The sequence below is a fragment of the Polaribacter sp. YIW18 genome (assembly GCF_057219325.1).
The window spans coordinates 193,518-212,935 of record NZ_JBXVVE010000002.1; the positions used below are offsets into that span (position 1 = coordinate 193,518).

Genomic DNA, 19,418 nt, shown 5'->3' on the forward strand with positions numbered 1-19,418 from the left:
ATGTATGCTAATTATATAGCAAAAAAAACCATCAACTAAGATAGTTGATGGTTTTTTTATTTATCATTAAAAAATATTATCTTGTTAAAGTCTCCTTCCAAACAAAACTTGGAACTCCAAAATATGGAGCAACTGGGTCTTTACCGGGATAATATAATAAAAATTCAATTTCGAATGTATCAGAGCAAGGAAAGTATTTTCCTGACCCCTCTACATAATATTCATAATTAGATCCATTATACACAGTAGTTGCAGTGTATTGATAAGGGATTGTCACATCTCCAGTAATTGGATCAATTTCTACTTTCACTTGTCCTTCAGCAACTACAGGTTCTCCCCAATAAGCAGGATTAGCAAGCCACGCATAACCTAATCCAATAGTTAAAAAGTCTGTTCCATCAAATGTAGATTTAAAAGAAACATCTAAAGGTCCACCTACAGAAGAGTACCAATTATCAGTACCAGAATATGTACCTTGCATATCTGAAAGCACAATTGGACAGTCATTGTCAATTATTGTGACTGTATAAGCACTGTTTTTTAGGTTTTGACCAGCAATACCAACTGGTTTATCACTTTCTGTAGACAATACAATTGTAAAATCTAAATTACCATCAACATTAATATTGTCAATTGCTTCAACAGTTATATCTGCTGAAACTTCACCAGCAAGTATTGTTAAATTTCCATCTGATGGAGTAATTGATACTCTATTTGCATCTACACCTTCTAAAGTGAATTTAACGTTAATTCCGTTAGTATTTGAATCTGCATTACCACCGTAAACTACACTTATATTTACAGGTGTTGAATCTTCTTCTGCTATTGATGTACTTTCACTAGCAAATTGAACAAAACCCTCACCTAAATCTAGCTGAACATTTTCTTGTTCTTCACAAGAGGTGAATATTAGCACTGTTGCAAGTGCAAATAATTTTATAAATTTTTTCATAATTATATTTTCTATTTAATTAATAACCAGGATTCTGTTGTGTTCTTAACTCTGGATTTCCATTAAATTCCACTAAAGGAAGTGGTAATGTAAATCTGTAATCATCTGGAGCTAAAGATGCTGCCATTCCAAATGCTTCTACGTCCTTAGGGTCTCTAACAGCTCCTTGATTTGCTCTTACACCTAATCTTTTTATATCTTTCCATCTGTGTCCTTCAAAAGCAAACTCTACCCTTCTTTCATTTAAAAGGGCTGCAAAAGCTTCTTGTTTGTTGCTATAACTTGGTAATGGAGTCGCTGCACCAAATCTAATGTCTCTTAATGCTTTAATATCTTGAGCAGCACCAGTCAAATCATTTCTATCAATTTTTGCTTCTACAATAATTAAATACATTTCTGATGATCTAAATACTTTATTATCATTTAATAAAACTTGACCAGGTTTACCTGGATATTTACCCACTTGTAAAACATCTTCAACTTTGTAATCTACAGCATTCATGTAATCAGGAGAAACAATAGAAACTGGATCTACAATTACATCATATCTAATGTCAGCTGGGTCAATTAAATTAAATAAACTACGACCAATTTCAAAATATGGGGTATTTGCTCCAAACATGGTAACACCACCAATCCAACCAGTAGCAGCTACTGTACCAGAACCTGGTTGATTGTCATAAATTCCATTTAAATCTCTTTGTAACTTAAAGATAATCTCTGTGTTACCTTGATCTGCAAACATTAATCTATATTGCGTTCTATTTGCTAAAGGATATTTTGCCATTAAACTACTAGCTAATGTTTCAGCAGTTGTGTAATCTTGTCTGTAAGCCGCTATTCTTGCTCTTAACGCAGTAACAAAATCTTTAGAAACAAAAATTGTATTACTTTGATCTTGTATTAAAGAAGCAGCTTTGGTTAAATCCTCTTCGATAAGAGTATAAATTTCACCATTTGTACTTCTTAATAACTTATCTGCAATACTTGGAACAAAATCAACTTTTATTATTCCTAATGCATTATCATCTGTATAGTCTGTTGTATAATAACTAAGTAGTTGAAAATTTGCATATGCTCTTAAAGCATAAGCTTGCCCTAAAATATCATTTTTCTGTGCAGCTTCAGCTGAACCATCAGGTGTTACTAAATCAGCAGCAGTAATTAATCTATTTATAGCATTTAATCTATCATAACCATTAGTCCAAAAAGTGGAAGCAGCAGCAGAACCAGCATTAAGGTTAAATATAGCCCCTGTTGTTCTTCCTTGACCTCCATTATCTGATCCTTCAGCGGTTTCATCAGTATAATTAACAGCCATTGCAACTTCTCTGGTTAAATCAAAAAAACCATAGGCTCCAATTAAGCCATCTTGCAATTCTGATACATTGGTAAAAGCTACATCTTCAGTAACTCTTCCAACTTGTTCTATATCTACTGCGTTCTCACAACTATAAAAGACTGCAAAAACAGCAACAAATACTAATTTATATATATTATTCTTCATTTTTATTTGTTTTTTTAAAATCCTATTTCTAATCCTAATGAGTAAGTTACTGGAGTTGGATATTCTCTACCAGTTAATCTTGAAGCAGCATCAAAACCTCTAAATTTAGTAAATGTTAATAAGTTTTCACCATTTGCAAATATTCTCAATTTTTTAAATCCTACTTTTTTTAGAACATCTTGAGGAAATGAATATCCTATTGTTGCAAATCTTAACCTAAGAAAATCTTTATCTGCTAAAAATCTATTAGATGCAAAGTTACCAACATTGCTTCCAGGTTGTATACTAGGTACATCTGTAACTCTGTTTGTAGGTGTCCATGCTCTTAATAAATCAGAAGACAAATTAAATTGGCTGATAGATGTAGGATCCATATAATTAGCATAATCAAAGTCTAACTGGTCAACACCTAAAACGTAATTCCATTGTGTTTGAAAGAAAAAACCTTTATAATCTATGTTTAAACCAAAACTACCTTGAGCTTCAGGTGTCGTATTCAAACCACTCCAAACTCTGTCCTTATCAACGTCAGGTGTTTCTGTAATGTTTCCATCTCTATCATAAAATAATTCGTTACCGTTTGCTGGGTTAACACCTGCATATCTAACGTCAAATCTTTCAAAAATTGGACCTCCATTTCTACCAATATTTATGATTTGAACTTCACCAGTTACATCATCTACTTCAGCAGGTAAGTCTCCTAAGTAGTTTTCATTAAAGTTTCCTACAGCATTAGCGGTTATTTTTAAATCATTATTTCTTATAATGTCATAAGCAACTTCTACATCGAAACCATTGTCATATAAACTACCAGTGTTTGCATTGATAGATGTAACACTAGTAATTGCTGAAACTGGTAAGCTCTGGAAAAGATCACTTGTCTTTTTTCTATAATAATCTACAGATCCTCTTAATCTACTATTCCAAACACCAAAATCTATACCAATATTACCTTGTTGTACTGTTTCCCATTTCAATGTGTCATTACCTAACTGGCTTAAACCAATAGTTTGTTCACCGTTATAACCAACTCCAGTTGCATAAAAATCAAATGCTAAATCAGGAGAGGTGTAGTAGGTTCCACCATTAATTCTTTGATTACCTGTAGTACCGTAAGAACCTCTTAATTTTAAATTATTAATATCAGATCCTTGCATAAAGTCTAGTTGATCTAAATTAACCCTAGCAGATACAGACCAAAATGTACCCCATCTATTTGTAGTTGAGAATCTATAAGAAGCATCACGTCTTAAAGTTGCACTTAAACCGAATGTAGAATTATAGTCATAGTCTAAAGTACCAAAGTAAGACAATAAACCAGCATCTATTCTATTTGCAAATACAGTATCTACAAATAAATCATCATTAGCATTATCACCAATAAATCCAGCATCATCCCCAGGGAAAAAAGTTTTTGGGTTTAAACCATTAGATGTAAAACCAAAATCTCTTAAAAAAGCTTTAAAATATTCACTATACAATCCAGCACTAATAGTATGCTTATCTAACTCTATATTGTAGTTTAAAGATGCAGTTGTGTTAAATGCAGCTCTCCTTCTAGAGTCTTGTGAAGAATAACCAGGATTGTCAGAGTTAAAATATTGAGCATTAAAACCTTCTGGATCTCTAGTAGATATTAAAGAAGTAGCTTGATAATCTACACCAGTAATAAGAGATGCAGTCAAATTGTCAGTAATATTTAGGCTCGCATTGATAGAAGCTATAATTTTTAATTCTTCTGTTAATTGTCTATCTCTAAATAATTTATCTTGAATAAAGTATGGACTGTAACCAAAGATTAAATTATCAACTAACTCTTGAGTAGATGGCTTTTCTTCTGGTAATAGGTAAGGTAATGCCCCATTAGCACCAAAAAAAGGATTTTGATTAATACCAGATGTACCTATACTTGTTGGTGTGTTATTGGTAGAATAGTTTAAAGAAACAGATGTTCCATATTTAAATTTATCTGAACCACCATTTATATTGTTTCTTAAGTTAAATCTTTTTAAATCACTAACTTTTAAAGCACCTTCTTGTTCAAAATATCCTATAGACGTAAATTGATTTGAGTTTTCGCCACCACTTGTTAAGGTTAAGGTATGGTTTTTAGTGATACCAGTTCTTAAGAACTCACGCTCCCAATCACCAGTTGGTAATGCTGCAATTTGTTCATCAGTCAAAGGACCTCCATTTGCAGGATATGAAATACCAACACTTGCTCCAGAACCTAAACCTATACCTCTTTGTCTTTCTAAAGTTGCATATTGTTGAGAGTTCATCAGATTGTATTTGTTATCTGGGAATGATGAAAAACTGATAATACTGTTAAAATTAACTTGTAAAGGAGTGTTTTTACTTCCCGTTTTAGTTTTAATAACAATTACACCATTTGCCCCTCTACTTCCATAAATTGCAGTTGCACCTGCATCTTTAAGGACTGTTATAGAAGCTATTTCATTTTGGTTAATACTTCTAAAGTTATCTTCATCAACAGGAGTACCATCTAAAATAAATAGAGGTTCAGTATTTCCATTAATTGAATTTACACCTCTTAATTGTACTAATGCATTTGCACCAGGTTGTCCAGAACTTATGGAAATGTCTAATCCAGGTACTTGTCCAGCAAGTGTTTGAACTAGGTTTCCGCTAGGTCTATCCTCGATAGTACTAGCATTAAGTTGTGTTGATGATGTAGAAACTTTTTTCTTTGAGATTAGACTATAACCAGTAACTACAATCTCGTCTAAAACATTTGCATCTTCTTTCATTAATAAATTAATTGTACTTGAAGTACCAATCTTTTTTTCCACGACCTCGTAACCAAGATATCTAAAAACTAACACATCTCCAGATTTTACAATGATAGAATACTTTCCATCAAAATCTGTTTCTGTTCCTGTAGTAGTTCCTTTAATTAAAACACTTACTCCTGGTAAACTTCCTGAGCTATCAGTAACTTTACCTGAAATAGTTTTTTGCTGTGCAAACGATATTTGCACCACAAACGCCAGTAATAGCGTTAAAATTCCATTAAACTTTGTCTTCATTTGTATAATTATTTGAATTAATTAATTACAAAAATCTTAAATTAATCTTAAATAAACAATTTTTTAACATTAAAATGTTTAATTAAGTTCAAAATTTTATGAATATCATATTCTTGTGGGTGATAGTTTTTACATTAAAATATATTAACCCAATTAATTAATAATTGTGTATTCTTGAAACTTATAGAGCTATTTAAATTACCAGGTACAGCTGCTGTAATATTTATTTGAGATGTTTTGGTGTTAAAGAGGTAGCCCAATCCAAAAGCAAATAGTTTTTGTTTTTTATGAATTGTTTCAAAAATTGCGAAGTCGGTAATTGTGTATAAATATGATTTTTGTGATGTTAAATATCGAAACTCTATATTTTGTGTTGTATAATTTTTACTAAAAATACTTTGTATTGCATAGCCTCTAATTGTTTTTGGGCCACCTATTCTAAAAAGTTCATTGAATAAATAACTTTTAGAATTTAGAATACCTACTTTGTTTTTTAGATATATAAAGCTTCTATCACTAAATTTTAAATGATGTTTTATCGTTGTTTCTATTTTTGTCTGGTTTGTCGTTTTACTAGAGTTTTTTCTTTTTCCAAAACCAGTTTCAATCCCAAAATAAAACTTGCTATCTCTTAGAAAATAGTTTTGTTTGTCATTGTATTGATATCCTACTCCAGTTAAAAATGTATTGAAAGATTCTAAATTGTTTTCAATGTTTGTTCCAGTTAATTTTTCTGATTTTTCATTATTGATAAAAAAAGACAATTCAGATTTATAGTTAATGACGTAATTTAGTTTTATATTGAATAATGAATTTAGAAAAGTGGAGTCTTGTTTGTAAATAGAGAATTTTATTTCTGGAGATATTTTTGATTTAAATATGAAGGGTATTTTAGTTCTTATTGCAAGTTCCTGTCTTTCATCACCATAATTATTCCATTTTAAATTAAAGCTTTCTCCTTTATTTAATATGTTATTTAATTTCAAGTCTAAATATCCGTTAAAGTCAACACCTCCATTTTCTTTGGTAGAGAAATTTACAAGCCCATCAAAACTATTATTGTTTTGTTTTTTTACATACATATATATAATAGTAGAATCTTTTGTAAAGAGAACTTCGGGTTTTTTAATTTCTTCTACAAAATCGAGAGATCTTGTTAAGTTAGATATAGAGTTTAGTTTCTTATTATTAAAAAGAGAGTTTTCGTCTAACTTGAAATAGTTTTTTAAAAATGACTTTGGAAAATTATCATATCCCTTTATTATAACTTTGTCAATCTTTCTTTGTTTCGATTGATTAATTTTCAATTGAGATATTAAAGTGTCGTTTTTAATTCTAATATTTTCTAAAGTTAGTTTTGTAAACGAGTTTCCTTTTGCTTCATAATTTGATGATATTAAATTTAGAGTCTTTTCTAATTCAGATATTTTTATAATGAGTTCCTCTTTTCTTGGATCTTCAAAACTAATTTTTGCAAAATTTATTTTTTCATTAAAAGTTATATAAGCAATTGTTTTTTCTTTTCTTTTGATTATACGATCAATCCTATTTAAAAAATATCCGTCTTTTTTTATTTTAGATAAATATTTTACTATTTCTCTAGATAAGCTGATACTATCTAAATGTTTTTTTTTGTAGTCATATTTATATATAAGTAAAGAGTCTTGTTTTTTGCTAGAAGTAAATTTTAGTTCAATTTCTTGCGAAGAAAAATTTGTAAGTGCTGATAAGCCTAGTAAAAAAGTAAAAAAAAGTAATTTCTTTCTGCTCAAAATGCTCGTTCTGTTTTAGTGTCAAATGTATGTTAATTGCCTTAATTTTATAAATAAAAAAGGTTTTTTAAAAAATAACTCACTGATATTTGAATAATTAGAAATTAGTTGTACATTTGCAGACCCTTAAAATTAAGGGAATGTTTAATATAAACGAAAAACAGTAATTATTTAGTATGCCAACTATTCAACAATTAGTTCGTAAAGGAAGAACCAAAATAACTAAGAAGAGTAAATCGGCTGCTTTGTCGTCTTGTCCTCAAAGACGTGGAGTTTGTACTCGTGTTTATACTACAACGCCAAAGAAACCTAATTCAGCAATGCGTAAAGTTGCCAGAGTTAGATTAACAAATGGTAATGAGATAAACGCATACATTCCAGGAGAAGGACATAATCTACAGGAGCACTCGATAGTATTAGTTAGAGGTGGAAGGGTAAAAGATTTGCCAGGTGTAAAATATCACGTAGTACGTGGTGCATTAGATACTGCAGGTGTTGAGGGTAGAACCCAACGTAGATCTAAGTACGGAGCAAAACGCCCAAAAAAGTAAAGTATTAATTAACTTTTTTAATGTAAAGACATGAGAAAAAGAAGAGCGAAAAAAAGAGTCCTTTTACCGGATCCAAAGTTTAATGACCAGTTAGCAACACGTTTTGTTAACAATTTAATGTGGGATGGTAAAAAGTCTGTAGCGTTCAAAGTTTTCTATGATGCACTAGATATCGTAGAAGAAAGAAAAGGAGAAGAAGAAAAATCAGCCTTAGAAATTTGGAAAGATGGTTTGTCAAATGTAATGCCTCACGTAGAAGTAAGATCTCGTAGAGTAGGTGGTGCAACGTTTCAAATTCCAATGCAAATTAGACCAGACCGTAAAGTGTCTATGGCTATAAAATGGATGATTTTATACGCAAGAAAGCGTAATGAAAAAACAATGGCGCAACGTTTAGCAGCTGAAATATTAGCAGCGGCCAAAGAAGAAGGAGCAGCCGTTAAAAAGAAAACAGATACTCATAAAATGGCAGAGGCTAACAAAGCATTCTCTCACTTTAGATTTTAATAGAAATGGCTAGAGATTTAAAATTCACAAGAAATATAGGTATTGCAGCTCATATTGATGCTGGTAAAACCACAACAACAGAACGTGTACTGTATTATACTGGTGTTTCTCATAAAATTGGAGAAGTACACGATGGTGCAGCTACAATGGACTGGATGGAACAAGAGCAAGAAAGAGGTATTACAATTACCTCTGCAGCTACCACTTGTACATGGCAGTTTCCTTTAGAAAATGCACAACCAACTCCAGAAACAAAAGGATATCACTTTAATATTATCGATACTCCGGGACACGTAGATTTTACAGTAGAAGTAAATAGATCTTTACGTGTATTAGATGGTTTGGTGTTTTTGTTTTCAGCAGTTGATGGTGTTGAGCCACAATCTGAAACAAACTGGAGGTTAGCAGATAACTATAAAGTTCCAAGAATCGGTTTTGTAAACAAAATGGATCGTCAAGGATCTGACTTTTTAGCTGTTTGTCAACAAGTAAAAGATATGTTAAAGTCAAATGCAGTACCAATTGTTTTAAATATTGGTGATGAGGATGAGTTTAAAGGTATCATAGATTTAGTTAAAAACCGTGCTATTATTTGGCATGATGAAACTCAGGGTGCAACATTTGATGTTGTAGAGATTCCTGAAGATATGAAAGAAGAAGCTCGTAAATATCGTGCACTTTTAATTGAAGAAGTAGCAAGTTATGATGAGAATCTTTTAGAAAAATTCATGGAAGATGAAGATTCTATTACAGAAGAAGAAGTGCATGCTGCATTAAGAGCTGCTGTAATGGATATGGCTATCATTCCAATGATTTGTGGTTCTGCATTTAAAAATAAAGGTGTTCAGTTTCTTTTAGATGCTGTTTGTCGTTATTTGCCATCACCTTTAGATAAAGAAGGTATTGTAGGTGTAAATCCAGATACAGATCAAGAAGAATTACGTAAACCAGATGTTAAAGAGCCGTTTGCTGCATTAGCATTTAAAATTGCAACAGACCCATTTGTTGGTCGTTTAGCATTTTTTAGAGCGTATTCAGGTCGTTTAGATGCTGGTTCTTACGTTTTAAATAATCGTTCTGCTAAAAAAGAACGTATCTCTCGTATTTATCAAATGCATGCCAATAAGCAAAATGCAATTGAATATATTGAAGCTGGAGATATTGGTGCAGCTGTAGGTTTTAAATCAATTAAAACTGGTGATACATTATCTGATGAAAAGCATCCTATTGTTTTAGAATCAATGGATTTTCCAGATCCAGTAATTGGTATTGCTGTAGAGCCTAAAACAAAAGCAGATGTTGATAGATTAGGTATTGGTTTAGGTAAATTAGCAGAAGAAGATCCAACTTTTACAGTTAGAACAGATGAGGCTTCAGGACAAACTATTATATCGGGTATGGGTGAGCTTCACTTAGATGTAATTGTAGACCGTTTAAAGCGTGAGTTTAAAGTAGAAGTAAATCAAGGTCAGCCTCAGGTTGAGTATAAAGAAGCTATTACTGCTGCTGCAGATCATAGAGAGGTATATAAAAAGCAATCTGGTGGTCGTGGTAAATTTGCAGACATTGTATTTACTATGGAGCCTGCAGACGAAGGTGTTCAAGGTTTACAATTCGAATCTATTATTAAAGGTGGTAACGTTCCTAAAGAATTTGTACCATCTGTAGAGAAAGGTTTTAAAGAAGCAATGAAAAATGGTCCATTAGCAGGTTATGAAATGGATTCTATGAAAGTTACTTTAAAAGACGGTTCATTCCACGCGGTAGATTCAGATCAATTATCTTTTGAGTTAGCAGCTAAATTAGGTTTTAAAGCCGCAGCGAAAGCAGCTCAAGCTAAAATTATGGAACCCTTAATGAAGTTAGAAGTACTAACTCCAGAAGAAAATATGGGTGACATCGTTGGAGATTTAAATAGAAGAAGAGGTCAAGTAAACGACATGAGCGATAGAGCAGGATCAAAAGTTGTAAAAGCTTTAGTTCCTTTATCTGAAATGTTTGGTTATGTTACTGCTTTAAGAACAATGTCTTCTGGTAGAGCAACTTCTACGATGGAATTTTCTCACTATTCAGAAACTCCTTCTAATGTTTCAGAAGATGTAATTGCAAAAGCAAAAGGATAACCTACTAAATTATACAAGATGAGTCAAAAAATTAGAATAAAATTAAAGTCTTACGATTACAATTTAGTAGATAAATCTGCTGAAAAAATTGTAAAGACGGTAAAAAGTACTGGTGCTGTAGTAAACGGACCAATACCTTTGCCAACACATAAAAAAATATTTACAGTATTGCGTTCTCCGCACGTAAATAAAAAATCAAGAGAGCAATTTCAATTAGCTGCTTACAAAAGATTATTAGATATTTATAGTTCTTCTTCAAAGACTATTGATGCTCTAATGAAACTTGAGTTACCAAGTGGTGTTGAAGTGGAAATTAAAGTGTAATGCAACTTTACTTTTTCTTGAGAAAAGTGTGAAGTTGAATACATACCGATCTTGATTTAGAATCTAAATTAAAATCAAAAAGTACATAACTTTCGGTTTAATTTTGTTAAACCGAAAGTTTTTAATACTTTTGCAACCCGAAATAGAGTAGGGTTAGGCTGTTTCTGAATTAAATTTCAGTAATGGTAACATGTCCAGAGCGTTTCGCGAAGGAAAAACGGAAAAACAAAATCAGCGTTGAATTTGTTTTGCGCTGTTTTTTTTGAAAGAAACTCAAAGGATTTTAGAAACTATCGTTTCAAAAAAATAATATTAATTAGACGCGCTGGAAAATTTATCTATTCGTCTAAAATTTTAACTAAATGTCTGGGTTAATAGGAAGAAAAATTGGAATGACCAGCTTATTTGATGAAAACGGGAAAAATATTCCTTGTACAGTAATTGAAGCAGGTCCATGCGTTGTTACCCAAGTCAGAACCGAAGAGGTTGACGGATACAATGCGTTGCAACTTGGTTTCGATGACAAAAAAGCAAAAAGTTCTAACAAAGCGTTAGATGGTCACTTTAAAAAAGCTGGCACAACTGCTAAGAAGAAAGTCGTTGAATTCCATGGATTTGAAGAAGAGTACAAACTTGGAGACTCTATTACAGTAGAGCACTTCGTAGAAGGAGAGTTTGTAGATATTTCTGGAGTTTCTAAAGGAAAAGGTTTTCAAGGTGTAGTAAAACGTCACGGATTTGGTGGGGTTGGTCAAGCTACACATGGTCAACATAACCGTTTAAGAGCACCAGGTTCTATTGGAGCTGCATCTTATCCTGCAAGAGTATTCAAAGGAATGCGTATGGCAGGAAGAATGGGTGGAGATAAAGTGAAAGTACAAAACTTAAGAGTATTAAAAGTAGTTGCTGAAAAGAACCTACTTGTTGTTAAAGGAGCTGTTCCTGGACACAAAAATGCTTTTGTAACTATTCAGAAATAATGAAAGTAGCAGTTTTAGATATTACAGGAAAAGATACAGGTAGAAAAGTTGAACTTTCTAAAGATGTATTCGGAATTGAGCCTAATGATCATGCTATTTATTTAGATGTAAAACAATACTTGGCAAACCAACGTCAAGGAACACATAAATCTAAAGAAAGAGCAGAAATATCAGGTTCTACAAGAAAGATAAAAAAACAAAAAGGTACTGGTACTGCAAGAGCAGGTTCTATCAAGTCTGGTGTTTTTAGAGGTGGAGGTCGTATGTTCGGTCCAAGACCAAGAAATTATTCTTTTAAATTGAATAAAAACTTAAAGCGTTTAGCACGTAAGTCTGCTTTAAGTATACAAACAAACGATAAAAATTTAGTTGTTGTAGAAGATTTTAATTTTGAAAATCCAAAAACAAAAAACTTCGTTAATGTTTTAAAAGCATTACAGTTAGATACTAAAAAATCTTTGTTTGTTTTAGATAATGAAAATACAAATGTGTATTTATCATCACGTAATTTAAAAAACTCTAAAGTAATCAAAGCTTCAGAAATTAATACTTATGGTGTTTTAAACGCTAATAAAGTAATTATTACAGAAGGATCTTTAGAAGGTATTAATACAAACTTAAGCAAATAGGGATTCATGAGTATTTTAATAAAACCTATTATTACGGAAAAAGCTACAAACGATAGTGAATTATATAATCGTTATGCGTTTGTTGTAGATAGTAACGCTAATAAAGTAGAAATCAAGCATGCTGTAGAAACAGCTTATGGTGTTTCTATTTCTAGTGTAAAAACTTTAAACTATCCAATTAAAAGAAATACAAAGTTTACTAAAAAAGGTTTAGTTACTGGTATTAAAAGCGGATACAAAAAAGCTATTGTACAATTAGCAGAAGGAGAAAGTATTGATTTTTATAACAATCTTTAAGAAAGACAAAAATGTCAGTTAGAAAATTAAAACCAATAACACCAGGTCAGCGTTTTAGAGTTGTAAATGGGTTCGACACCATAACAACTGATAAGCCGGAAAAAAGTTTACTTGTTCCGAAAAAAAGATCTGGAGGTCGAAACAATCAGGGAAGAATGACAACACGTAATATTGGTGGTGGTCATAAACAAAAATACCGTCTTATCGATTTTAAAAGAGATAAGCAAGGTGTTCCTGCAACAGTAAAAACAATAGAGTACGATCCAAATCGTACAGCTTTTATTGCACTATTAAGTTATGCTGATGGAGAAAAGCGTTATGTAATTGCACAAAACGGTTTAAAAGTAGGTCAAACAGTTATTTCAGGACAAGGTGTTGCACCAGAGATTGGAAATGCAATGACATTAAATGAAATTCCTTTAGGAACTACTATTTCTTGTATAGAATTACGCCCTGGTCAAGGTGCTGTTATGGCACGTTCTGCAGGTTCTTTTGCACAGTTAATGGCAAGAGAAGGTAAATATGCAACCGTTAAATTACCTTCTGGTGAAACAAGATATATCTTGTTAACTTGTATGGCAACAATTGGAGTTGTATCTAATTCAGATCACCAATTACTTGTTTCTGGTAAAGCGGGTAGATCTAGATGGTTAGGTAGAAGACCAAGAACAAATGCAGTTAGAATGAACCCAGTAGATCACCCAATGGGTGGTGGAGAAGGACGTTCTTCTGGAGGTCATCCAAGATCTAGAAACGGTATACCTGCTAAAGGATTTAAGACTAGATCTAAGACAAAAGCTAGTAATAAGTATATTTTAGAACGTAGAAAGAAATAATAAGTTATGGCAAGATCATTAAAAAAAGGACCTTACGTTCACTATAAATTAGAGAAAAAAGTGTTAGCTAATGTAGAAGCTGGTAACAAAACAGTAATTAAAACTTGGTCAAGAGCAAGTATGATTACACCAGATTTTGTAGGGCAAACAATTGCAGTTCATAATGGGCGACAGTTTGTACCAGTATATGTTACAGAAAACATGGTAGGGCACAAATTAGGCGAATTTTCACCAACTCGTTCTTTTAGAGGACACGCTGGTGCAAAAAATAAAGGTAAAAAATAGTAGGCAATGGGAGTTCGTAAAAAAAATATGGCAGATCAGTTAAAAGAAGCTAGAAAGCAACGTGCTTTTGCAAAGCTTACTAACTGTCCTACATCACCAAGAAAAATGCGTTTAGTAGCAGATCAAGTAAGAGGTGTAGAAGTTGAAAAAGCACTACAAATCTTAAAATTCAGTCCTAAAGAAGCATCTAGAAATTTAGAAAAATTGTTAATGTCTGCAATTGCAAACTGGCAAGCTAAAAACGAAGACGCAACAATAGAAGACGCTGGATTATACGTAAAAACTATTTGCGTAGATAGTGCAGGAATGTTAAAAAGACTAAGACCAGCTCCACAAGGACGTGCTCATAGAATTCGTAAGCGTTCTAATCACGTTACTTTAGAGTTAGGAAGTAAAAATTTAAGTAATTAATCTAAGTAGAAATGGGACAAAAAACGAATCCAATAGGAAATCGATTAGGAATCATCAGAGGTTGGGAATCTAACTGGTACGGTGGTAATGACTACGGAGATAAAATTGCAGAAGATGATAAGATAAGAAAGTATATTCATGCTAGATTATCTAAAGCAAGTGTATCAAGAGTAATTATAGAGCGTACTTTAAAACTTGTAACCGTTACTATCACTACAGCACGTCCAGGTATCATTATTGGTAAAGGAGGTCAAGAGGTAGACAAGTTAAAAGAAGAGCTTAAAAAAATTACGGGTAAAGAAGTTCAAATTAATATTTTCGAAATCAAACGTCCAGAATTGGATGCAAGATTAGTAGCAACAAGTGTTGCTCGTCAAATAGAAAACAGAATTTCTTATAAGAGAGCAATTAAAATGGCAATTGCTGCAACTATGCGTATGAACGCTGAAGGAATTAAAATTCAAATTTCAGGACGTTTAAACGGTGCTGAAATGGCACGTTCAGAGCATTTTAAAGAAGGTAGAATTCCTCTTTCTACTTTTAGAGCAGATATTGATTATGCTCTTGTAGAGGCTCATACTACATACGGAAGATTAGGTGTGAAAGTATGGATCATGAAAGGCGAAGTTTATGGTAAAAGAGAATTATCTCCTTTAGTAGGATTGTCTAAGAAGCAATCTGGTGGTAAAGGTGGTGATAGATCTAAACGTCAACCTCGTAGAAGAAAATAATTTTTAAATTAGAAATTAAAAATGTTACAGCCAAAAAGAGTAAAATACCGTAAGGTACAGAAGGCGAAAGGGAATATGACTGGGAATTCTCAAAGAGGAAACCAACTATCTAATGGTATGTTTGGTATCAAATCTTTAGACCAGAACTTATTAACTTCACGTCAAATTGAAGCAGCTCGTATCGCGGCAACACGTCATATGAAAAGAGAGGGGCAACTTTGGATTAAAATATTTCCAGACAAGCCTATCACTAAAAAGCCTCTAGAGGTACGTATGGGTAAAGGTAAGGGTGCACCAGATCATTTTGTTGCAGTAATTAAACCAGGTAGAATTTTGTTTGAAGTTGGTGGAGTACCAATGGATGTTGCAAAAGAAGCTTTACGTTTAGCTGCACAGAAACTTCCTGTAAGAACGAAGTTTGTGATCGCAAGAGATTTTGATATTAACGCTTAATTCTATATATAATGAAACAATCAGAAATCAAAGAATTATCTATAGCCGATCTTAATGAAAAGCTTGGAGCGTTGCAAAAGAATTATACTGATCTTAAGATGGCTCATGCAATAACTCCTTTAGAGAACCCATTGCAATTGAGAAGCTTAAGAAGAACTGTAGCAAGAATTGCAACAGAATTAACAAAAAGAGAATTACAATAATTCTATAGTCAGTTTTAAAGATGGAAAAAAGAAATCTTAGAAAAGAGAGAATTGGTGTTGTTTCTAGTAACAAAATGGAAAAATCTATTGTTGTTTCTGAAACTAAAAGAGTAAAACACCCAATGTACGGAAAGTTCGTATTAAAGACTAAGAAGTACGTTGCACACGACGAACAGAATGATTGCAACGAAGGAGATACTGTTAGAATCATGGAAACAAGACCTATGAGTAAATCTAAACGTTGGAGATTAGTAGAAATCCTAGAAAGAGCTAAATAATATGTTACAGACAGAATCAAGATTAAAAGTAGCAGATAATACTGGAGCTAAAGAAGTTTTAGTTATTAGAGTTTTAGGAGGTACAAAAAAACGTTACGCAAGCATTGGCGACAAGATTGTAGTAAGTGTTAAATCTGCAACTCCTAACGGAACTGTAAAAAAAGGTCAAGTATCTAGAGCAGTTGTTGTAAGAACTAAAAAAGAAGTAAGACGTAAAGATGGGTCATATATCAGATTTGATGACAATGCTTGTGTTCTTTTAAACCCTACAGAGGAAATGAGAGGAACACGTGTATTTGGACCTGTTGCCCGTGAACTTCGTGAGAAACAATTCATGAAAATAGTATCATTAGCACCTGAAGTGCTTTAAATTATCATAAAATGAAGAAGTTTAAATTAAAGTCAGGAGATACTGTAAAAGTTATTGCAGGAGATCATAAAGGATCTGAAGGTAAGGTTTTACAAATCATAAAAGATAAAGATAGAGTATTGGTAGAAGGTGTAAACTTAGTTTCTAAGCATACCAAACCAAGTGCTCAAAATCCTCAAGGTGGTATTGTAAAAAAAGAAGCTTCACTTCACATATCTAATGTTATGTTAGTAGAAGATGGTGTTGCTGTAAGAGTAGGTTATAAAGTTGATGGAGATACTAAAACTAGAATCTCTAAAAAAACTAAAAAATAAGAATAATCATGAGTTACGTACCAAGATTAAAAGCAGAATACAAAGAAAGAGTCATAAAAGCTCTTATTGAGGAATTCAGTTATAAGAATGTAATGCAAGTACCAAAATTAGAAAAAATAGTTGTTTCTAAAGGTGTTGGTGCTGCAATTGCAGATAAGAAATTAATAGATTATGCAGTAGAAGAATTGACTACAATTACAGGTCAAAAAGCGATTTCTACAATGTCTAAAAAAGACGTTGCATCATTTAAATTACGTAAAGGGATGCCAATTGGTGCAAAAGTTACGTTAAGAGGTGATAAAATGTATGAGTTTTTAGATAGATTAGTTACCGCTTCTTTACCTCGTGTAAGAGATTTTAACGGCATAAAAGCTAACGGTTTTGATGGTAGAGGTAATTACAATTTAGGAATTACTGAACAAATCATTTACCCAGAAATTAATATTGATCAAGTTAAAAAAATCAATGGAATGGATATTACTTTTGTAACATCTGCAGACACTGATAAAGAAGCAAAATCATTATTAGCAGAACTAGGTTTACCATTTAAAAAAAATTAAATAATGGCTAAAGAATCAATGAAAGCGCGTGAGCGTAAAAGAGAACGTACAGTTGCAAAATATGCTGAAAAAAGAAAAGCTTTAAAAGAAGCTGGAGATTATGAAGCTTTGCAAAAATTACCAAAAAATGCCTCTCCAATTAGATTACACAACAGATGTAAATTAACAGGGCGTCCAAAAGGATATATGAGACAATTTGGTATTAGTCGTGTTACTTTTCGTGAAATGGCAAATCAAGGTTTAATACCAGGTGTTAAAAAAGCAAGTTGGTAGAAAACATCAATAAATCTTTAAAATAAAAATAGAATGTGTATCTTTGCACGCTCTATTTTTTTTGAGTATAAGAATGTTAACTGATTAAAGGTTCAAAAATCACAGAGAAATCTGTAGTAGAAATAGAGATTTTTGAAAACCGTAGTCGCAATTTAAATAAATATGTATACAGATCCAATTGCAGATTTTCTTACTAGAGTAAGAAATGCTATAGCTGCAGGACACAGAGTAGTGGAAATTCCAGCTTCAAATTTGAAGAAGGAAATGACTAAAATTTTGTTTGATCAAGGGTATATTTTAAGTTATCAATTTAACGCTGATAAAGTTCAGGGTACAATTAAAATAGCTTTAAAATATGACAAAGACACAAAAGAGTCAGTAATTAGAAAAATTCAACGAATCAGTACACCTGGTTTACGTAAGTATGTTGGTTCCTCTGAGATGCCAAGAGTACTTAACGGTCTAGGTATTGCTATTGTTTCTACATCAAAAGGTGTAATGACAAACAAAAAAGCACGTCTAGAAAATGTTGGAGGAGAAGTTTTATGTTACGTTTATTAATCTTTAAGAAATGAGTAGAATAGGAAAAAATCCCGTTAACATTTCACAAGGTGTAGATGTAAACATTAAAGATAATGTAATAACAGTAAAAGGAAAGTTAGGAGAATTATCTCAAACTATTTCTGATGGTATTTCAATTAATATTGAAGAAGGCGTTATTACCTTAGATAGAGCTTCAGAGAGTAAAGACCATAAAGCACAACATGGTTTAATGAGAGCTTTAATCAGTAATATGATTGAAGGTGTAAGTAAAGGTTGGACCAAAGAATTAGAATTGGTAGGTGTTGGTTATAGAGCATCAAACCAAGGTCAAAAGCTTGACTTAGCGTTAGGTTTCTCTCATAATATCGTTTTAGAATTAGCTCCAGAAGTTAAAGTAGAAACAGTATCAGAGAAAGGGAAAAACCCAATCATTAAATTAACTTCTTTTGACAAACAATTAGTTGGTCAAATAGCTGCAAAGATTCGCTCTTTCAGAACCCCAGAACCATATAAAGGTAAAGGTGTTAAGTTTGTTGGTGAAGTATTAAGAAGAAAAGCAGGTAAATCTGCATAATCAAATAATATTATGGCATTATCAAAGCTAGAAAGAAGAGCTAGAATAAAGCGTAGAATCAGAAAGATTGTTTCTGGTACTCCTACCAAACCAAGATTATCGGTTTATAGAAGTAACAAAGAAATTTACGCTCAAATAGTTGACGATGTAAACGGAGTAACATTAGTTTCAGTTTCATCTAGAGATAAAGATATTAAAGCAAACTCTAAATCAGAAGCAGCAGCCGCAGTAGGTAAATCTATCGCAGAAAAAGCTACTAAAGCTGGATTAGAAACAATTGCTTTCGATAGAAATGGTTATTTATACCATGGTAGAGTTAAAGTATTAGCAGAAGCTGCAAGAGAAGCTGGTTTAAAATTTTAAGAAATTATGCAAGGTTATAAAAACGTAGAAAGAGTTAAACCAAGCGGATTAGAGCTTGTTGATAGATTAGTAGGTGTACAGCGTGTTACCAAAGTAACAAAAGGTGGTAGAGCATTTGGTTTCTCTGCAATTGTTGTTGTTGGTGATGGTAATGGAGTTGTCGGACACGGATTAGGAAAATCTAAAGATGTGTCTTCTGCAATAGCAAAAGCTGTTGAAGATGCAAAGAAAAATTTAGTAAGAATACCAATTTTAGAAGGTACATTACCTCATGAGCAAAAAGGAAAGTTTGGTGGAGCAAAAATATTCATCAAACCTGCTTCTCCTGGTACAGGAGTTATTGCCGGTGGTGCTGTTCGTATTGTATTAGAGTCTGTAGGTGTACACGATGTATTATCTAAGTCTCAAGGGTCATCAAACCCACACAATGCAGTAAAAGCAACATTTGATGCTTTATTACAGTTAAGAAGCGCATCTTCTATTGCTAAGCAAAGAGGTATATCTCTAGAAAAAGTATTTAACGGATAAATCT

General features: G+C 32.4%; 26 protein-coding genes. 22 read left to right on the top strand and 4 right to left on the bottom strand.

What is annotated here, in order from left to right; translation table 11 throughout:
• Window positions 1-76: 76 nt before the first annotated feature.
• The 4 genes from AC2D6T_RS03015 to AC2D6T_RS03030 form a co-directional block, all read right to left on the bottom strand.
• Window positions 77-952: a hypothetical protein gene (locus AC2D6T_RS03015; RefSeq protein WP_438988899.1), complete on the bottom strand. Its 876-nt coding sequence runs from the start codon at window positions 950-952 to the stop codon at window positions 77-79.
• A gap of 19 nt (window positions 953-971) precedes the next feature.
• Window positions 972-2,459: a RagB/SusD family nutrient uptake outer membrane protein gene (locus AC2D6T_RS03020; protein ID WP_484680416.1), complete on the bottom strand. Its 1,488-nt coding sequence runs from the start codon at window positions 2,457-2,459 to the stop codon at window positions 972-974.
• 14 nt (window positions 2,460-2,473) lie between these two features.
• Window positions 2,474-5,509, bottom strand: coding sequence for a SusC/RagA family TonB-linked outer membrane protein (locus AC2D6T_RS03025; protein WP_484680417.1), 3,036 nt, complete (start codon window positions 5,507-5,509; stop codon window positions 2,474-2,476).
• A 134-nt stretch (window positions 5,510-5,643) separates the two neighbouring features.
• Complete coding sequence (locus tag AC2D6T_RS03030; RefSeq protein ID WP_484680418.1) at window positions 5,644-7,281, bottom strand: BamA/TamA family outer membrane protein; 1,638 nt, start codon at window positions 7,279-7,281, stop codon at window positions 5,644-5,646.
• Between the two features lie 176 nt (window positions 7,282-7,457).
• Between AC2D6T_RS03030 and rpsL the strand changes: the two genes are divergently transcribed.
• The 22 genes from rpsL to rpsE all read left to right on the top strand — a co-directional run bounded on the left by rpsL (window position 7,458) and on the right by rpsE (window position 19,414).
• The gene (rpsL, locus tag AC2D6T_RS03035) at window positions 7,458-7,832 is read left to right on the top strand and encodes a 30S ribosomal protein S12 (protein ID WP_018943587.1); all 375 of its coding nucleotides are present in this window, start codon (window positions 7,458-7,460) and stop codon (window positions 7,830-7,832) included.
• Between the two features lie 30 nt (window positions 7,833-7,862).
• Window positions 7,863-8,339 carry a 30S ribosomal protein S7 gene (rpsG, locus tag AC2D6T_RS03040; protein WP_298947907.1) on the top strand — a complete coding sequence of 159 codons (477 nt, stop codon included), beginning with the start codon at window positions 7,863-7,865 and terminating at the stop codon, window positions 8,337-8,339.
• 5 nt (window positions 8,340-8,344) lie between these two features.
• The gene (gene fusA / locus AC2D6T_RS03045) at window positions 8,345-10,462 is read left to right on the top strand and encodes an elongation factor G (protein ID WP_347186853.1); all 2,118 of its coding nucleotides are present in this window, start codon (window positions 8,345-8,347) and stop codon (window positions 10,460-10,462) included.
• 18 nt (window positions 10,463-10,480) lie between these two features.
• Window positions 10,481-10,786, top strand: a complete 306-nt coding sequence (gene rpsJ, locus AC2D6T_RS03050) for a 30S ribosomal protein S10 (RefSeq protein ID WP_068363283.1) — start codon at window positions 10,481-10,483, stop codon at window positions 10,784-10,786.
• Window positions 10,787-11,148: 362 nt separating this feature from the next.
• Entirely contained in the window at window positions 11,149-11,766 is a 618-nt protein-coding gene (gene rplC / locus AC2D6T_RS03055) for a 50S ribosomal protein L3 (RefSeq protein ID WP_484680419.1), read from the top strand.
• The gene (rplD, locus tag AC2D6T_RS03060) at window positions 11,766-12,395 is read left to right on the top strand and encodes a 50S ribosomal protein L4 (protein ID WP_347186852.1); all 630 of its coding nucleotides are present in this window, start codon (window positions 11,766-11,768) and stop codon (window positions 12,393-12,395) included. Before rplC ends, rplD begins: the two co-directional genes overlap by 1 nt.
• A gap of 6 nt (window positions 12,396-12,401) precedes the next feature.
• On the top strand, window positions 12,402-12,692 hold the full coding sequence (gene rplW, locus AC2D6T_RS03065) for a 50S ribosomal protein L23 (RefSeq protein WP_298947898.1): 291 nt from the start codon (window positions 12,402-12,404) through the stop codon (window positions 12,690-12,692).
• A gap of 11 nt (window positions 12,693-12,703) precedes the next feature.
• Window positions 12,704-13,528: a 50S ribosomal protein L2 gene (rplB, locus tag AC2D6T_RS03070; RefSeq protein WP_347186850.1), complete on the top strand. Its 825-nt coding sequence runs from the start codon at window positions 12,704-12,706 to the stop codon at window positions 13,526-13,528.
• 6 nt (window positions 13,529-13,534) lie between these two features.
• Window positions 13,535-13,813: a 30S ribosomal protein S19 gene (gene rpsS / locus AC2D6T_RS03075; RefSeq protein WP_015482224.1), complete on the top strand. Its 279-nt coding sequence runs from the start codon at window positions 13,535-13,537 to the stop codon at window positions 13,811-13,813.
• Between the two features lie 6 nt (window positions 13,814-13,819).
• Entirely contained in the window at window positions 13,820-14,224 is a 405-nt protein-coding gene (rplV, locus tag AC2D6T_RS03080) for a 50S ribosomal protein L22 (RefSeq protein ID WP_298947893.1), read from the top strand.
• A gap of 11 nt (window positions 14,225-14,235) precedes the next feature.
• Window positions 14,236-14,955, top strand: coding sequence for a 30S ribosomal protein S3 (gene rpsC, locus AC2D6T_RS03085; RefSeq protein WP_298947891.1), 720 nt, complete (start codon window positions 14,236-14,238; stop codon window positions 14,953-14,955).
• A 21-nt stretch (window positions 14,956-14,976) separates the two neighbouring features.
• Entirely contained in the window at window positions 14,977-15,408 is a 432-nt protein-coding gene (gene rplP / locus AC2D6T_RS03090; protein ID WP_298947889.1) for a 50S ribosomal protein L16, read from the top strand.
• A gap of 11 nt (window positions 15,409-15,419) precedes the next feature.
• Window positions 15,420-15,611: a 50S ribosomal protein L29 gene (rpmC, locus tag AC2D6T_RS03095; RefSeq protein ID WP_077809829.1), complete on the top strand. Its 192-nt coding sequence runs from the start codon at window positions 15,420-15,422 to the stop codon at window positions 15,609-15,611.
• A gap of 20 nt (window positions 15,612-15,631) precedes the next feature.
• A complete protein-coding gene (gene rpsQ / locus AC2D6T_RS03100) occupies window positions 15,632-15,889 on the top strand; it encodes a 30S ribosomal protein S17 (RefSeq protein ID WP_298947886.1) in 258 nt (85 codons plus the stop codon).
• A 1-nt stretch (window position 15,890) separates the two neighbouring features.
• Window positions 15,891-16,259 (top strand): 50S ribosomal protein L14, encoded by a 369-nt coding sequence (rplN, locus tag AC2D6T_RS03105; protein WP_015482230.1) that lies wholly within the window; start codon window positions 15,891-15,893, stop codon window positions 16,257-16,259.
• Between the two features lie 11 nt (window positions 16,260-16,270).
• Window positions 16,271-16,573: a 50S ribosomal protein L24 gene (rplX, locus tag AC2D6T_RS03110; protein ID WP_438988893.1), complete on the top strand. Its 303-nt coding sequence runs from the start codon at window positions 16,271-16,273 to the stop codon at window positions 16,571-16,573.
• A gap of 8 nt (window positions 16,574-16,581) precedes the next feature.
• Window positions 16,582-17,133 (top strand): 50S ribosomal protein L5, encoded by a 552-nt coding sequence (gene rplE / locus AC2D6T_RS03115; protein ID WP_438988892.1) that lies wholly within the window; start codon window positions 16,582-16,584, stop codon window positions 17,131-17,133.
• Window positions 17,134-17,136: 3 nt separating this feature from the next.
• Entirely contained in the window at window positions 17,137-17,406 is a 270-nt protein-coding gene (gene rpsN / locus AC2D6T_RS03120; RefSeq protein WP_053973144.1) for a 30S ribosomal protein S14, read from the top strand.
• Window positions 17,407-17,568: 162 nt separating this feature from the next.
• On the top strand, window positions 17,569-17,967 hold the full coding sequence (rpsH, locus tag AC2D6T_RS03125; RefSeq protein ID WP_298947879.1) for a 30S ribosomal protein S8: 399 nt from the start codon (window positions 17,569-17,571) through the stop codon (window positions 17,965-17,967).
• Between the two features lie 10 nt (window positions 17,968-17,977).
• Window positions 17,978-18,523, top strand: a complete 546-nt coding sequence (gene rplF, locus AC2D6T_RS03130; protein WP_484680420.1) for a 50S ribosomal protein L6 — start codon at window positions 17,978-17,980, stop codon at window positions 18,521-18,523.
• Window positions 18,524-18,535: 12 nt separating this feature from the next.
• A complete protein-coding gene (gene rplR / locus AC2D6T_RS03135; RefSeq protein ID WP_484680421.1) occupies window positions 18,536-18,886 on the top strand; it encodes a 50S ribosomal protein L18 in 351 nt (116 codons plus the stop codon).
• A 3-nt stretch (window positions 18,887-18,889) separates the two neighbouring features.
• A complete protein-coding gene (gene rpsE, locus AC2D6T_RS03140) occupies window positions 18,890-19,414 on the top strand; it encodes a 30S ribosomal protein S5 (RefSeq protein WP_298948065.1) in 525 nt (174 codons plus the stop codon).
• Window positions 19,415-19,418: the final 4 nt, after the last annotated feature.

Bases quoted from the DNA above. Each gene is read 5' to 3' on its own strand.
- AC2D6T_RS03015 (WP_438988899.1), bottom strand. From the start codon at position 952: ATGAAAAAATTTATAAAATTATTTGCACTTGCAACAGTGCTAATATTC.
- AC2D6T_RS03020 (WP_484680416.1), bottom strand. From the start codon at position 2,459: ATGAAGAATAATATATATAAATTAGTATTTGTTGCTGTTTTTGCAGTC.
- AC2D6T_RS03025 (WP_484680417.1), bottom strand. From the start codon at position 5,509: ATGAAGACAAAGTTTAATGGAATTTTAACGCTATTACTGGCGTTTGTG.
- rpsL (WP_018943587.1), top strand. From the start codon at position 7,458: ATGCCAACTATTCAACAATTAGTTCGTAAAGGAAGAACCAAAATAACT.
- rpsG (WP_298947907.1), top strand. From the start codon at position 7,863: ATGAGAAAAAGAAGAGCGAAAAAAAGAGTCCTTTTACCGGATCCAAAG.
- fusA (WP_347186853.1), top strand. From the start codon at position 8,345: ATGGCTAGAGATTTAAAATTCACAAGAAATATAGGTATTGCAGCTCAT.
- rpsJ (WP_068363283.1), top strand. From the start codon at position 10,481: ATGAGTCAAAAAATTAGAATAAAATTAAAGTCTTACGATTACAATTTA.
- rplC (WP_484680419.1), top strand. From the start codon at position 11,149: ATGTCTGGGTTAATAGGAAGAAAAATTGGAATGACCAGCTTATTTGAT.
- rplD (WP_347186852.1), top strand. From the start codon at position 11,766: ATGAAAGTAGCAGTTTTAGATATTACAGGAAAAGATACAGGTAGAAAA.
- rplW (WP_298947898.1), top strand. From the start codon at position 12,402: ATGAGTATTTTAATAAAACCTATTATTACGGAAAAAGCTACAAACGAT.
- rplB (WP_347186850.1), top strand. From the start codon at position 12,704: ATGTCAGTTAGAAAATTAAAACCAATAACACCAGGTCAGCGTTTTAGA.
- rpsS (WP_015482224.1), top strand. From the start codon at position 13,535: ATGGCAAGATCATTAAAAAAAGGACCTTACGTTCACTATAAATTAGAG.
- rplV (WP_298947893.1), top strand. From the start codon at position 13,820: ATGGGAGTTCGTAAAAAAAATATGGCAGATCAGTTAAAAGAAGCTAGA.
- rpsC (WP_298947891.1), top strand. From the start codon at position 14,236: ATGGGACAAAAAACGAATCCAATAGGAAATCGATTAGGAATCATCAGA.
- rplP (WP_298947889.1), top strand. From the start codon at position 14,977: ATGTTACAGCCAAAAAGAGTAAAATACCGTAAGGTACAGAAGGCGAAA.
- rpmC (WP_077809829.1), top strand. From the start codon at position 15,420: ATGAAACAATCAGAAATCAAAGAATTATCTATAGCCGATCTTAATGAA.
- rpsQ (WP_298947886.1), top strand. From the start codon at position 15,632: ATGGAAAAAAGAAATCTTAGAAAAGAGAGAATTGGTGTTGTTTCTAGT.
- rplN (WP_015482230.1), top strand. From the start codon at position 15,891: ATGTTACAGACAGAATCAAGATTAAAAGTAGCAGATAATACTGGAGCT.
- rplX (WP_438988893.1), top strand. From the start codon at position 16,271: ATGAAGAAGTTTAAATTAAAGTCAGGAGATACTGTAAAAGTTATTGCA.
- rplE (WP_438988892.1), top strand. From the start codon at position 16,582: ATGAGTTACGTACCAAGATTAAAAGCAGAATACAAAGAAAGAGTCATA.
- rpsN (WP_053973144.1), top strand. From the start codon at position 17,137: ATGGCTAAAGAATCAATGAAAGCGCGTGAGCGTAAAAGAGAACGTACA.
- rpsH (WP_298947879.1), top strand. From the start codon at position 17,569: ATGTATACAGATCCAATTGCAGATTTTCTTACTAGAGTAAGAAATGCT.
- rplF (WP_484680420.1), top strand. From the start codon at position 17,978: ATGAGTAGAATAGGAAAAAATCCCGTTAACATTTCACAAGGTGTAGAT.
- rplR (WP_484680421.1), top strand. From the start codon at position 18,536: ATGGCATTATCAAAGCTAGAAAGAAGAGCTAGAATAAAGCGTAGAATC.